Source organism: Pseudomonas sp. MF6755, assembly GCF_016405635.1.
Lineage (GTDB): Bacteria > Pseudomonadota > Gammaproteobacteria > Pseudomonadales > Pseudomonadaceae > Aquipseudomonas > Aquipseudomonas haemolytica.
Genome location: NZ_JAEKDA010000006.1, coordinates 1 through 14,012, shown reverse-complemented (window position 1 = coordinate 14,012; position 14,012 = coordinate 1). Strand labels below are relative to the sequence as shown.

9 protein-coding genes are annotated in these 14,012 nt (G+C 60.4%); 3 read left to right on the top strand and 6 right to left on the bottom strand.

Annotation, left to right across the window (positions count from 1 at the left end):
* Positions 1-143: 143 nt before the first annotated feature.
* Entirely contained in the window at positions 144-2,564 is a 2,421-nt protein-coding gene (gene lon, locus JFT66_RS08840; protein WP_034118290.1) for an endopeptidase La, read from the bottom strand.
* Positions 2,565-2,864: 300 nt separating this feature from the next.
* Between lon and JFT66_RS08835 the strand changes: the two genes are divergently transcribed.
* Entirely contained in the window at positions 2,865-5,255 is a 2,391-nt protein-coding gene (locus tag JFT66_RS08835; protein WP_198859124.1) for a putative bifunctional diguanylate cyclase/phosphodiesterase, read from the top strand.
* 7 nt (positions 5,256-5,262) lie between these two features.
* Here the strand turns inward: JFT66_RS08835 and JFT66_RS08830 are convergent, their stop codons facing one another.
* The 4 genes from JFT66_RS08830 to JFT66_RS08815 all read right to left on the bottom strand — a co-directional run bounded on the left by JFT66_RS08830 (position 5,263) and on the right by JFT66_RS08815 (position 12,653).
* Complete coding sequence (locus JFT66_RS08830; RefSeq protein WP_153838809.1) at positions 5,263-6,672, bottom strand: pyridoxal phosphate-dependent decarboxylase family protein; 1,410 nt, start codon at positions 6,670-6,672, stop codon at positions 5,263-5,265.
* Positions 6,673-6,706: 34 nt separating this feature from the next.
* Positions 6,707-7,552 (bottom strand): 2OG-Fe(II) oxygenase, encoded by an 846-nt coding sequence (locus tag JFT66_RS08825; protein ID WP_034118292.1) that lies wholly within the window; start codon positions 7,550-7,552, stop codon positions 6,707-6,709.
* A 223-nt stretch (positions 7,553-7,775) separates the two neighbouring features.
* Positions 7,776-10,193 carry a glucose/quinate/shikimate family membrane-bound PQQ-dependent dehydrogenase gene (locus JFT66_RS08820; protein ID WP_034118293.1) on the bottom strand — a complete coding sequence of 806 codons (2,418 nt, stop codon included), beginning with the start codon at positions 10,191-10,193 and terminating at the stop codon, positions 7,776-7,778.
* Between the two features lie 441 nt (positions 10,194-10,634).
* On the bottom strand, positions 10,635-12,653 hold the full coding sequence (locus JFT66_RS08815; protein ID WP_198859123.1) for a TonB-dependent receptor: 2,019 nt from the start codon (positions 12,651-12,653) through the stop codon (positions 10,635-10,637).
* A 171-nt stretch (positions 12,654-12,824) separates the two neighbouring features.
* Here JFT66_RS08815 and JFT66_RS08810 point away from each other — a divergent pair, with 171 nt between their 5' ends.
* Both JFT66_RS08810 and JFT66_RS08805 read left to right on the top strand, forming a co-directional pair.
* Complete coding sequence (locus JFT66_RS08810) at positions 12,825-13,058, top strand: VF530 family DNA-binding protein (protein ID WP_003188882.1); 234 nt, start codon at positions 12,825-12,827, stop codon at positions 13,056-13,058.
* Positions 13,059-13,062: 4 nt separating this feature from the next.
* Positions 13,063-13,683, top strand: a complete 621-nt coding sequence (locus JFT66_RS08805; RefSeq protein ID WP_198859122.1) for a Pr6Pr family membrane protein — start codon at positions 13,063-13,065, stop codon at positions 13,681-13,683.
* 234 nt (positions 13,684-13,917) lie between these two features.
* Here the strand turns inward: JFT66_RS08805 and JFT66_RS08800 are convergent.
* The coding region (locus JFT66_RS08800) for an IS3 family transposase (protein ID WP_198859121.1) at positions 13,918-14,012 on the bottom strand (95 nt) is incomplete at its 5' end.

Below are 14,012 nucleotides of genomic sequence, written 5' to 3'. Positions count from 1 at the left end.
CAAGGCAGGGTTTTGTGTTGATTTGGCTGGCCTCTTCGCGAGCAAGCCCGCTCCCACATGTGACCGCATTCCAAAGGATGAACTCGGTCAAATGTGGGAGCGGGCTTGCTCGCGAAAGGGCCAGCTCAGGCACTACATAACTGTCAGAACAGCACCTTCGCCACATCCGCAAAGCGCTTGGCAAAGTGCACAGTCATGCCTTCCTTCAGATACTCCGGCAGCTCTTCAAAGCTCCCACGGTTTGGCTCCGGCAGGATCAACTCGTGAATCTTCTGGCGCCGCGCCGCAATCACTTTTTCACGTACCCCGCCAATCGGCAGTACATGCCCGGTCAGGGTCAGCTCGCCGGTCATTGCCACGCCTTTCTTCGGCGGCTGGTTACGTGCCAGGGACAGCAACGCACTGGCCATGGTCACCCCGGCACTCGGGCCGTCTTTCGGTGTGGCACCCTCCGGCACATGCAAGTGTACGAAGGCTTCATCGAAGAACTTCGGATCACCGCCAAACGACTTCAGGTTCGAGCTGATGTAGCTGTAGGCGATTTCGGCGGACTCCTTCATCACTTCACCCAACTGCCCGGTGAGCTTGAAGCCGCGATTGAGCGTATGGATACGCGTCGCCTCGATTGGCAAGGTTGCGCCGCCCATGCTGGTCCAGGCCAGGCCGGTGATCACCCCGGTGCCGGACAGCACTTGCTCGTTACGGAATACCGGCATGCCCAACGAGCTTTCCAGGTCCTTGTTGCCGATCTTGATCACGCTGTCGGGCTCATCCAGCAGCTTGACCACCGCCTTGCGCACCAGCTTGCCCAGTTGCTTCTCCAACTGACGCACACCGGCTTCGCGCGCATAACCGTCGATCAACGCACGCAGTGCGCCGTCGCTGATGGTCAGGCTGTTTTTTGCGACGCCGGCTTTTTCCAACTGTTTTGGCCACAGGTGGCGCTTGGCGATGGCGACTTTTTCTTCGGTGATATAGCCCGACAGGCGAATCACTTCCATACGGTCCAGCAACGGGCCTGGGATCGAGTCCAGGGTGTTGGCGGTGCACACGAACAGCACTTTGGACAGGTCCAGGCGCAGGTCCAGGTAATGGTCGAGGAATTCGACGTTCTGCTCCGGGTCCAGGGTTTCCAGCAGTGCAGAAGCCGGGTCGCCCTGGAAGCTCTGGCCCATCTTGTCGATCTCGTCGAGCATGATCACCGGGTTCATGACTTCCACGTCTTTCAACGCCTGCACCAGCTTGCCGGGCATAGCGCCGATGTAGGTGCGGCGGTGGCCCTTGATCTCGGCCTCGTCACGCATGCCGCCGACGCTGAAACGGTAGAACGGCCGGCCCAGGGATTCAGCGATGGATTTACCCACGCTGGTCTTGCCCACGCCCGGCGGGCCCACCAGCAGCACGATGGAGCCGGCGACTTCGCCTTTATAGGCGCCCACTGCGAGGAACTCGAGGATGCGGCTCTTGATGTCGTCCAGGCCTGCATGGTGCTTGTCCAACACCTTGCGCGCATGTTTCAGGTCGAGTTTGTCTGCGCCGTACACGCCCCAGGGGACCGAGGTGGCCCAGTCCAGATAATTGCGCGTTACTGCGTATTCCGGCGAGCCAGTCTCGAGGATCGACAGTTTGTTCAGTTCTTCATCGATGCGTTTTTTCGCCTGGGCCGGCAGCACCTTGCCTTCCAGGCGCTGCTCGAACTGCTCGACATCGGCGCTGCGGTCGTCCTTGGTCAGGCCCAGCTCTTGCTGGATGACCTTGAGCTGTTCCTTGAGGAAAAACTCGCGCTGGTGCTCGCCGATCTTGCGGTTCACTTCGGCGGAGAGCTCTTTTTGCAGGCGTGCGACTTCGACTTCCTTGCGCAGCATCGGCAAGACTTTTTCCATGCGCTTGAGCATGGGCACGCAGTCCAGCACTTCCTGCAACTCGTTACCGGTGGCCGAGGTCAGCGCGGCGGCGAAGTCGGTAAGCGGCGACGGATCGTTGGGGCTGAAGCGGTTGAGGTAGTTCTTCAACTCTTCGCTGTACAGCGGGTTGAGGGGCAGCAGTTCCTTGATCGCATTGATCAGCGCCATGCCGTAGGCCTTGACCTCGTCGGTCGGCTCGCTGGGCTGGTGCGGGTATTCGACTTCCACCAGGTACGGTGGGCGGTGGTGCTTGAGCCAGGTCTTGATGCGCACGCGGGTCAGGCCCTGGGCGACGAATTGCAGCTTGCCGTTCTCACGGCTGGCGTGGTGCACCTTGACCAGGGTGCCGTACAGCGGCAGGGCCGAGGTGTCGAAATGCCGTGGGTCTTCGGGCGGCGTGTCCATGAAAAACAGGGCAAGAGAGTGGTGGTCGGATTTGCTCACCAGTTCCAGGGTTTCGGCCCAGGGTTCTTCATTGACGATCACCGGCAATACTTGCGCCGGGAAAAACGGCCGGTTGTGGATCGGGATAATGTAGACCTTGTCCGGCAGGTTTTGCCCAGGCAGCGCCAGGCCGGTGTTGGACGAGGTGGTTTCAGCGTTTTCGGGGTCGGCGTAGTCGTTCAGGTCGTAATCAGGGACGTCTTGCTGGTCGCTCATGGGGCACCTGCATAAGGAAGTATGCAGGTTAGATGGGGCGGGGTGGCGGTGGTTTCAATGGTGCAGGCGAGATAGCAACATATTGCATGAAATAACGCGGCAGACCAGTGGTCATCTGGCGGAGCAGATGGGCAGGCCTAATCCGGGCCACTCGACTGCTTTTTGGTCAAAAATATGACGCTGAAGACCCGGTAATTATTGGGTTTTACTTATCCACAGTCCCGGCTAATCTTCTATGGCAACACGTAGCCATAAAAGGATGTTTTTTTGACGCCAGGTCAGCAGTCGGCAGGGACGCGTATGACAGAAGGAAGGTTGAGCACAGAGCGACGAGCGCGGCCAGAGGGCACGGCCACGCAGTGGCGCCACACCTTTCAAACCCGTATTGCCGGGGTGCTGGCGCTGTTGTTGCTGGTGGTCGTGGCCGCGACCTATTTTGCCGTCAAGACCGCCACCACCCGGGCGGTGGAGAATCAGGCCGAGGTGCAGTTGGACACCGGGCGGCAGGTGTTCGAGCGCCTGCTGGACCTGCGCGGCCGCCGCCTGCAATACGGGTTGGACTGGCTCACCGCCGACGGCCCGTTCAAGCAGGCCGTGGCCCGTGGCGAGACGGTGCCGATCCTGGAGGCCCTGGGGCGCCATGGTACCGGTGTCAGCTCCAGCGAAGTGGTTGTGCTGGGCCTGGATGACAAGGTCATGGTCAGTACCTTGCTGGAGCTGAAGCCAGGTCAGTCGTTCCCTTATGCCGAGGCCTTGCGCAAGGCGCGGCGCAGCGGCCTGCAAATGTTGATCGTCGCTATGGCGGGGCGCCCCTATTTGCTGGTGCAAAAGGATGTGTTCGACCCGGCGCCCATCGCCCGCGTGGTCATGGGCTTTCCCATGGACACGCAATTCGCCCACGAGCTGCGCTCCATGAGCAACCTTGAGGTGTCGTTCCTCTGTGTGCAGGACGGCCATGTCGGCCAGCTTTTCACCACCCAGCCTGGTGCGTTCAGGCCCGCCGTTGTCGGCTTCCTGCATGGCACGCAACTGGATCCCGAGGCGCGGATCCACCTGTTTTATGGTCAGCGTGTACTCAGCCAGGTATTGCCATTGGCCAATAGCGGCCAGGGTGATGAGGTACGTGTGCTGTTGCAAAGCCCGCTGGACCACGCCCTGGAATCCTTTGCGCCGCTGGACCGGCAATTTCTCGGGATTGCCCTGGCGGTGCTGCTGGTTTCGCTGGCGGCGGCGTTGTTTCTGGCGCGGCGCGTGTCACGCCCGCTCAATGCGTTGGTGCAAGCCGCCGAGCGGATTGGTGCCGGTGACTACCGCACGCCAGTGCGGGTGCGCAGTGACGATGAATTCGGCCTGCTGGCCCGCGCTTTCAACGCCATGCAAAGCGGTATCGCCGTGCGCGAGCGGCAACTGGCCCATAACGCCTTGCACGACTCGCTCACCGGCCTGCCCAACCGCGCCCTGGCCATGGAGCGCCTGGGCAGTGCAATCAGCGCCCGACGGCCGGTGGTGTTGCTGTACCTGGGGATTGAAAACTACCGGGTTATCAACGAAGGCTTTGGCCCACAAGGCGTCGAGGAGATGTTGTGCGAAGCGAGCCGTTGCCTGTCCATGAGTCTGTCGGCCAGCGACACCGCAGCGCGCATCGCTGGGAGTGAGTTTTTACTCTTGCTGGAAAACACCGAAGTCGAGAGTGCTGTGGCCCGTGCCGATCGCCTCTATGGGCTGCTGACCGAACCCCAGCGCATCGGCAACGACGAAGTGCGCCATGAAGTGAGCATCGGCATCGCCGCGTACCCCGCTGACGGGCAGCAGGTGGAAGAACTGATCAACCGCGCCGCCATTGCTCGGCATGACGCTGCCAATCTGCCGGGGCATTTGCAGATCTACCAGCCCGACCGCGACCTCGCTCACCAACGCCAGATCACCTTGATTCGCGACCTGCGCCGCGCGGTGATCGAGGGCGAATTGTTCCTGTGCTACCAACCCAAACTCGACCTCAAGCACGGCCACGTGGATCAGGCGGAAGCCTTGCTGCGTTGGCAGCATCGGACCCTTGGGCAGGTGTCCCCCACGGAGTTCATTCCCTTGGCCGAACGCACCGGCAGCATGGGCGCCCTGACCTTGTGGGTGATTGAAGAAGCCATCCGCCAGATTGCCGAATGGGCTCAGCGTGGCCTGGTTATGCAGTTGTCGGTGAATATCTCCGTGAACGACCTGGCCGATGACGACTTGGCCATTCGCGTCACTGCGCTACTGGCCCAACACGGCGTGGCCGCCGAGCATTTGGTTTTCGAGATTACCGAGAGCGCAATCATGCACAACCCACAGCAAGCCCTCAGCGTCCTGGAGCAACTGCGCGACTGCGGTATCAGCCTGTCGGTGGATGATTTCGGCACCGGTTATTCATCCCTGGCGCAACTGCAACGCTTGCCGGTGCAGGAATTGAAGATTGACCAGTCCTTTGTGCGCAACCTCGACAGCACCAGCGGCGACGGTGTGATCGTGCGCTCCACCATCGAGATGAGCCACAACCTGGGCCTCAAGGTAGTCGCCGAGGGTGTGGAGTTCGAACACAGCCTCACCCTGCTCAAACGCTGGAAATGCGACACCGCCCAGGGCTACCTGATCAGCCGGCCGTTGAATGCCATGGCGTTCGAGATGTGGATGAGGCGTGAGCGCGTACCGACTTGAGCGCGGTTTAAACCACCAGGGTTTGCAATAACGTCCATAACCGTTCGACGTGCTGGCGTTCGGTGCCCAGTGCCCCGATGGACACGCGCACCATCCAGCGTTCGTCGAGGATGGCCGGGGTGACGTAGGCGTTTCCAGACTGGTTGAGCCTTTCTGCCCAGGCACGCGTGTAATTGTCCAGCGCTTCGCCGTTCAACCCTGGCGGCTCATGGCGAATACACAGGGTTTGCAGGGCGGGCGCGGCCACCAGCTTCCAGTGCTCGCTGCCTTCAATCTGCTCCGCCAGCCAACGTGCATTGGCCAGGTCTCTGCGTAGCCGCGCTTGCAGGCCGCTGACACCCTGCTCGCGGATCAGGAACCACAGCTTCAGGGCGCGGAAGCGGCTGCCCAGGGAGATCCGCCAGTCGCGGTAGTTTCTGACCTGGCCGTCGGCGTTGGACTGCAGGTAGCTCGGGTTGGTGGTCATGATGCGAATCAAATGCTCGGGGTCGCGAACGAAGTACACCGAGCAATCGAAGGCCGCGCCCAGCCATTTGTGCGGGTTGAGGACCAGCGAGTCAGCTTTTTCGATGCCATTCCACAGTGCCCGGCATTCCGGCAGGATCATCGCGGCGCCGGCCATGGCCGAGTCGACATGCAGCCACAGGCCATGGCGTTGGGTCAGCTCGCCAATCGCATCCAGAGGGTCGATCGCCATGGCGGCCGTGGTCCCGGTGGTAGCAATGACCGCGCAGGGTCGGTTGCCGGCGGCCAGGTCCTGTTCGATGGCGTACGCCAATGCCTGCGGCGACATCGCATTGTGTGCGTCGGTGGCGACCATGCGGATGTTGTTCTGGCCGAACCCGGCCAGGATCGCCGCCTTGTTCACCGAACTATGCGCATGGGCTGAGGTGTAGACGATCAGCGGCGCGCCGCTGTTTTGCAGGCCGTCATGCACCAGTGCGTACTGGGAGCTACGTTCCCTGGCGCTGATGAGGGCCACCAGGGTGGAGGTAGACGCGGAGTCCTGGATCACGCCGCTCCACTCACGGCTCAGGCCGATCATGTCGCGCAGCCAATCGGTGGTGACTTCTTCAATTTCGGTGAGTGCCGGGCTTGATTGCCAAGACAGTCCCACTACACCCAGGCCGGTGCTCAGGCAATCGCCCAGCACAGAGGACAATTCCACATTGGAAGGGAAGAAACCGAAAAAGCTCGGATGCTGCCAATGCAGCAGCCCGGGCATGATCAGCTTTTCCACATCGCCCATGATCTGTTCAAACGGTTCGGCGCTTTCTGGCGGGTTCACCGGCAGGGCGGCCTTGATTTCGCCAGGCACCGTGGTGGGCTGTACGCCGCGCTGCTCTATATTTTGTCGATAGTCTGCGATCAGGTCGATCATGGCGTAGCCATGGCGACGGAATTCTTCGGGCGTCATAAAAAGAGGTCCATCTGCAAGAGTGTTAAAAGTATTAGCACCAGAAATAAAACGGTTCACCCGCGTTATAGCCGATAAACGACTGCATGCTGATGCGTTTTCCCGACTCGAATCCGCAAATGGCGTGGGGGCGGCGGGTATTGATAATCACGAGTTCGTTTTTACGCGGCTGGATATGCAGCGGCTTTTGTAAACGGTGCTCGGGCAGTTGGTCGCCTTCGAAACGCTTGACCTCGTCATAGGCAAAGGCCTCGGTATCCCAGATGATCAACTCTCCCCCTGAAGGCGGCGTTTCAAGATAAATATTGGCGCTGAATTGGTGTTCCAGTTCTGCGATCGAGCGGGGTAGGCAATCCACATGGGGCACCGTTTCCGAGAGGTGCGCCGTCTCGGGAAACATGGCGCGGATAATGCCGCAGAACATCGGTTGGCCTTGAAACGCAGCGGCGACGGCGCCTTGCGGCCAGATCTCCTGGAGCTGTTCCATCAGGTGTTGGATGGGAGGTTTTTCAGGTGCGCAAATGCTGTCGATCACCCCGCGCATATGGGCTGCGTCAGCATAATATTTGACGTGGGCATCGCTGCCGACGGCCTTGCCGTAAGTGGAGTTGAACGGGGTGCCCCAGCGATGTACGCCATAAAAGTGCTGTACGACGCGGCCATCTTCGTAGGTTTCGTGACTGTATTGCTCCAGCGTGGCGGCATCACCGATGATTTGATTTAATCGCTCGCTGGTTTTTGCGTTCGCAAACTCAGGTACTCGAATGGCAAGTACTTCTCCACTGATAAGCTTTTTCAGACTTGAAGTATCGAGATATTCAAGCTCTATGATTTTTGTTGTCTTGGACGTGGTTGGTTTTGTCGCGGCATGGTCCATCATGTTCAGAAGCTCCCTTTTGAGTTTTATCAGTGTGCTTATAGGGTACGCAGGGCGTGTGCACTAAATTAGTTTCAAGGGAACAGAGGACGGATAGGATTTATCTTGAAACGCCGGTTTTTTAGCCGACTGATGGCTCACACGTTGACGATTGTTGATGGTTGTCAGGACGAAAAAAAGGCGGCTACCCATCAGGTAGCCGCCTTTGTTTTACCGCCGGTTCTGCTTAATCCGGCAGTTTGAACGCCATCACATAGTCACCCTGCTTAGTACCCAGGGAACCATGGCCCCCCGCCATGACCAGCACGTATTGCTTGCCGTCCTTGCCGGTGTAGGTCATCGGTGTGGTTTGCGCGCCTGCAGGCAGGCGGCCTTCCCACAATTGCTTGCCGTTTTTCACGTCATAGGCGCGCAGGTACTGGTCGAGAGTACCGCTGAGGAAAGCAACGCCGCCGGCGGTGGTGAACGTACCGCCCAGGCTAGGCACGCCCATGGTCAGCGGGATCGGAACCGGCGAGCTGTCACGCACGGTGCCGTTCTTGTGCATCCAGATGGTCTGGTGGTTGGTCAGGTCGACCGCTGCCACGTAGCCCCAGGCCGGCGCCTGGCACGGCAGGCCCATTGGCGACAGCAGTGCTTCGAGGATCACACCGTACGGTGCGCCTTTGTTCGGCTGTACGCCTTCGGTTTCACTGACGCGTGGGCCTTGCTTGGCGATGTCGGCAGCCGGGATCAGCTTCGATTTGAACGCCATGTAGCTCGGGTTCACGAAAGCGATCTGGCGAACCGGATCGACCGAGATGCCGCCCCAGTCGAACACGCCGAAGTTACCCGGGTAAACGATCGAGCCTTGCAGCGATGGCGGGGTGAACGGGCCGTCGTAGCGCAGCGACTTGAAGTCGATCCGGCAGATCAACTGGTCGAACGGCGTGACGCCCCACATGTCGCGTTCTTTCAACGGCGGCGGCATGAAGTTCAGGTCGGACTTCGGTTGGGTAGGGGAGGTACGGTCGCCCGCCACTGCGCCTTGCGGCACCGCGACTTCGTGGATCGGCACAACCGGCTGGCCGGTGGCACGGTCCAGCACGTAGATGCTGCCTTGCTTGGTCGACGCCATCACCGCCTGCTTGACGCCGGCTTCGGTCTTGATGTCGATCAGCGAAGGCTGGCCGCCTACGTCCATGTCCCACAGGTCGTGGTGGGTGAACTGGAAGGTCCACTTCACGTGGCCGGTGTCGATGTCCAGGGCGGTCAGGCCAGCGGCGTATTTTTCGGAATCGTCGGTACGGTCGCCGCCGTACTGGTCGGGCATCTGGTTGCCCATCGGCAGGTAGAGCATGCCGAGTTTTTCATCGACGCTGAACATGGACCACATGTTCGGCGAGTTGCGGGTGTAGGTCTTGCCCTCGGCCAACGGGGTGGTGTCGTCCGGGTTGCCGCTGTCCCAGTTCCACACCAGTTTGCCGGTGTGCACGTCGAACGCGCGGATCACACCGCTTGGCTCGTCGATGGAAACGTTGTCGGTCACGTGACCGCCGATCACGACCAGGTTCTTGGTCACGGCCGGTGGCGAGGTGGAGTAGTAACCACCTGGGGCGAAGCTGCCGATGTTGGCACGCAGGTCGACCTGGCCTTTGTCACCGAAGTCTTCGCACATCTTGCCGGTGTCGGCGTTCAGGGCGATCAGACGGGTGTCGGCAGTCGGGACGAAGATGCGTTTCGGGCAGGCGTTCGGCGCAGCAGCCGGGCTGGCGCTGCCGGTCGGGCTCTGCTCGGAAGCGTAGGCAGCGTCATCGTGATACGACACGCCACGGCAGGTCATGTGTGCCCAACCCTTGAAGTTTTCAGCACCCTGGGTGGTGATCTTCGGGTCGAAACGCCAGATTTCCTTGCCGGTGTCCGGGTCCAGGGCAATCACTTGGCTGTGCGGTGTGCACACGTAAAGCATGCCATTGACTTTCAGCGGGGTGTTTTCCGCGGTGGTTTCACCGGGGTCGCCTGCGCCAGGAATGTCGCCGGTACGGAAGGTCCACGCAGGCACCAACTTATGCGCGTTTTCCGGGGTGATCTGCGCCAGTGGCGAGTAACGGTCACCGTAGGCCGAACGGCCATAGGAGTTCCAGTCACCATCGGCCTGGGTCGGCGCAGCGTTGGCCATGCCCGGCACCGCGTCGCGGTCCAGTTGGCCGGTCTTGACCATTTCACCTGGGTTGGTGAACTGGCTGGCCAGGGCGGTAGCACCGGCCAGCACCACGGCAACGCTCAGCGCGCCAGTGCCCAGCGGCGCGGCTTGGCCACGCAGCAACGGACGACGAAACCACGGCAGCAGCATGACGATGCCCAAGGCAAACAGCAGGGCAAGGCGCGGTACCAACTGCCACCAGTCCAGGCCGACTTCCCACAGTGCCCACACGGTGCTGGCGAACAACACCAGTGCATACAGGCCCAGCGCGGCGCGGCGGGTAGCCAGCAGCAGCACGCCGGTCAGGGCGATGCCGATACCCGCCAGCAGGTAGTACAGCGACCCGCCGAGCATGCTCAGCTTGACGCCGCCAGCCAGCAAGGCCAGCCCCATGATCAGCAGCAAGATCCCCAGCAGCCTGGGCAGCAGGCGGCTTGGGCTTGAAGCACCATCAGTGCTCATAGTGTGTTTCTCCGTGACGTTGGAATAATTATGTAACCCCGTGCTTCACTGTAGATGACGATTCGGCGCGGGCTTGGTTCATCGGTAATTTCGGTTTTTCTGGGGATAACTCGGTTATCCACAGGCGTGCGATTGATCGCCGGGCGCAGATCGATTTAAGACAGCGCTGTCTTTGCGTAAATGGAAATTCGGCAAGATGGGGTCGATCGCAGGCGTGAAACGTTTCAGTTTGTTGCTGCAAGGATAAGGTGCTGGAGCGTCAAGAGAAAGCGTAAATCGCGAGATACATCATTTCAGATCTGGTAACAGTGACGAATCGTCGCTGCAAAACAAGTGTGGGAGCGGGCTTGCTCGCGAATGCGGTGTATCGGTCACTAATGATGCTGACTGACACACCGCATTCGCGAGCAAGCCCGCTCCCACAGGGGAACTGCGGTGTTGTTAGAAGGTGGTGCGGACTCCGAATTGCACGCTTCTGCCTGGCGCCGGCGCAATATCGCGCAGGATCGAGCTGGCATAGCGCACGGTCTGGTTGGTCAGGTTTTCGCCATTGACGAAGGCCAGCCACTGGCTACCGCCGACATTGAAGCGATAACCGGCGCTGGCACCGAGCGTGGTGTAGCCATCGGTGCCGCTCTCGTTATCCGGCGCACGCCCTTGGCCTGCCGCATGTTCCACATCAATACGTGCCTGCCAGCGGTCCAGCTCCCACAGCAGGCCGCTGCTCAAGCGCAACGGTGCAATGCGTGGCAAGGCTTCACCGGTGTCCAGGTTGGTAGCGCGGGTGTAGTCGCCCGACAGTTCCAGCGCGAACTTGCCGTAGGCGCCTTCACCCAGCTTCCAGTGATCCTGCGCTTCGAAGCCCGCGAACCGCGCACGCACGCCGGAATATCCGTATTCAGGAATACCGCCCGCGTCCTCTTCACCTTCATCGTTCAAGGTGCGGCCAGTGCCCAGCAGGCCAATGTAATTGGAGAAACGGCTGTAGAACACGCCGAAGCTGCCCTTGTGGGTGCCATTGTCAAAGCGCAGCGCCAGGTCGCTGGACACGGCTTTTTCTTTCTTCAGGTTGGCATCGCCCAACTCGTAGGTGCCGGTGGCGACGTGGGCGCCGTTGGCATACAGCTCGTAGAAAGTCGGTGCGCGTTCGGTGTAGCCCAAGGTGGCGGCCAGCGACCAGATGGGCGTGAGGCTGTACACCGCGCCGGACGACAGGCTGCCGGCGGTGAAGTGATTGCTCTTGTTTGCATTGGCGAAACGCTCGTTGCCCTTGGCGTCCGGGTCGACGGTAGTGTGTTCCACGCGGGCGCCGAGGCTGAGTTTCAGACGCTCGGTGGCTTGCATCTCTTCGAGGATAAACAGTGCGCCGGCGTTGGTGTCGGTCTGGGGCACGAAGGCTTCTTCGCCCAGGGCCGAGAACTCGTTGCGGGTCACTTGGGCGCCTACCACGCCATCGAACGGGCCGATAGGCTGGTGACGGGCTTCAACTCGGGCCTCATAGCCCTTGTTCTTGAAGGTCGTACCGGTCTCGCCGCCTTCGATTTCGCGGTGTTCGTAATCGGTGTAGCCCGCGTCGAGTTTCACCGAGGTGAACGGCCCTTGCAGGTTGCGGATCTCGGACGCGAAGGCGTAGTGATCCTGCTGCATGCGGATGCGCACATCCTGCTCGGCCGGCGAGCCGTAGTTGCTGTCGTAGTTGCTGTAGGACAGCCCGGCATACCCATCCTCCCAGGTGTATGAACCGCCCACGGCACCGCCGTCCTGGCGCCCGTCGCTGTTACCCAGGCGCCCATTTTTACCTGGGCCGTCTTCGGTCGCCGGGGCGTGCCGGGTGCGGGCGTAGCCCGGAATTTTCAGGTCGTTGAATTCCCGCGCATTGGCGTCCAGGTGCAACGCGAAGGTGCCGTTGCCGGCTTCCAGCTTGCCCGCGCTGCTGCGGGTGGTGTCGGCGCCGCCGTAGCGAAGTTCGCCGGCGCCGTGGATGCCTTCGATGGCTTCGGTGGGGATGCGGTTATCGAAGGTGTTGACCACACCGCCGATGGCGCTGCCGCCGTACAGCAGGGCGGCCGGGCCGCGCACAATTTCGATGCGATCTACGTTGATCGGGTCCAGCGGCACCGCGTGGTCATAGGACAGCGACGAGGCATCCAGTGCGCCCACACCATTGCGCAAGATGCGAATACGGTCGCCATCCTGGCCCCGAATGATCGGGCGACTGGCGCCCGGGCCGAAGTACGACGACGACACACCCGGCTGCTTGTTCAGGGTTTCGCCGAGGCTGCCTTTTTGTTGCAGGGTCAGGTCATCACCTTCCAGCACGGTGGTGGGCGAAGCGAGTTGTTCGCTGCCCAACGGGTTGCCGGTGACAACTTGGGGCGGCAGTTCCAGGGCGTGGGCTTGGGAACTGATCAACAGGGCGGCGGCGAGGGGGGACAAGCGCCAGAGAGAAGGCAGGGACATCGGATATTCCTAGGCAAAACGTCTGATAGATATGGTTACAATATAACATCTCTTTTTTCGTCTGGAGGGGGAACTTTCCCTGGCGGGCTATATTCAATGCAATGCTTCCACCTGCACGCCTCGTCGGCTAAGGTGCGCGGCTGTGTTTCCTCTTTTTGCAATAGGCCTGGCATGACCGCGACAAGCAACGACCCGCTCCACGGGGTGACCCTGCAACACGTCCTCACCACCCTGGTGGAACACTACGAGTGGAGCGGCCTGGCCGAGCGTATTGATATCCGCTGCTTCAAGAGCGACCCGAGCATCAAGTCGAGCTTGACCTTCCTGCGCAAAACCCCTTGGGCGCGGGAGAAGGTCGAAGGTCTGTACGTCAAGCTGATGCGTACCAAACGCCCGCTGGATTGAGGCCATGAAGCGCTTTGTCGCAGCGGCAGCGCTGGCCGGTTGGGTAGGACTGGGGATCCAGCAATATCTGATTTTCTATTCGCGCTGGAGCATTGACGCCAGTCTGCTGGGCGGCTTGATCAGCTTTTTCAGTTTCTTCACCGTACTGACCAACACCCTGGTGATGGTGGTGTTGAGCTATGCGTTGGTGAACCGCGAATCTGCGGCGAAGCAGTTTTTCCTGGCGCCCCAGGTCAGCAGTGCGATTGCCGCCAGCATCATCGTGGTGAGCCTGGTCTATAACCTGCTGCTGCGGCATTTGTGGAGCCCCCAAGGCTTTCAATTTATCGCCGACGAATTGCTGCACGACGTGATGCCGCTGTTGTTTTTGATCTATTGGTGGCGTTGCGTGCCCAAGGGCCAGTTGCGGTTCAGACACGTTGGTGTTTGGGTGATCTACCCGTTGGTGTACTTCGGGTATGTGCTGTTGCGGGGGGATTTGCTCGGGCAGTATCAGTACCCGTTCATTGATGTGCTGACCCTGGGTTATCCCCAAGTGTTTGTGAATGCCGGCGGATTATTGGTGGGGTTTGTGCTGGTGGCGTTGGCGATGGTGGGGCTGGATAAACGCCTGGGCCGGGCATAATCCAACTGATACACCTTGGTCCAATGTGGGAGGGGGCTTGCTCCCGTGGCGGCGTGACAGCCACCGACTATCTACTTGATGCGACGCGATCGAACTGTGTGGCTTGCCTGCGAAGGCGGCCTGGCAGCCGACCAGAATGTTGGGTTGGTTCGAGTACATATCCATTGTTTAGGTGACGGCTACTATGGGTTCCGCTCTTACATGAACTGCCCCCCAAAAGTTGGACAGGAGACGCTATTGATTTAGTGCCTGGGTCCGAAATTGTATCGGACTCAAGCCATTCAGTCTGAGGCTTATGCGGTCTTGGTTGTAGTAGGCGATGTAATCCT

Coding starts and splice junctions, on each gene's coding strand:
- JFT66_RS08830 (WP_153838809.1), bottom strand. CDS start 6,672: ATGACGCCCGAAGAATTCCGTCGCCATGGCTACGCCATGATCGACCTG.
- JFT66_RS08815 (WP_198859123.1), bottom strand. CDS start 12,653: ATGTCCCTGCCTTCTCTCTGGCGCTTGTCCCCCCTCGCCGCCGCCCTG.
- JFT66_RS08835 (WP_198859124.1), top strand. CDS start 2,865: ATGACAGAAGGAAGGTTGAGCACAGAGCGACGAGCGCGGCCAGAGGGC.
- JFT66_RS08820 (WP_034118293.1), bottom strand. CDS start 10,193: ATGAGCACTGATGGTGCTTCAAGCCCAAGCCGCCTGCTGCCCAGGCTG.
- JFT66_RS08810 (WP_003188882.1), top strand. CDS start 12,825: ATGACCGCGACAAGCAACGACCCGCTCCACGGGGTGACCCTGCAACAC.
- JFT66_RS08805 (WP_198859122.1), top strand. CDS start 13,063: ATGAAGCGCTTTGTCGCAGCGGCAGCGCTGGCCGGTTGGGTAGGACTG.
- JFT66_RS08825 (WP_034118292.1), bottom strand. CDS start 7,552: ATGATGGACCATGCCGCGACAAAACCAACCACGTCCAAGACAACAAAA.
- lon (WP_034118290.1), bottom strand. CDS start 2,564: ATGAGCGACCAGCAAGACGTCCCTGATTACGACCTGAACGACTACGCC.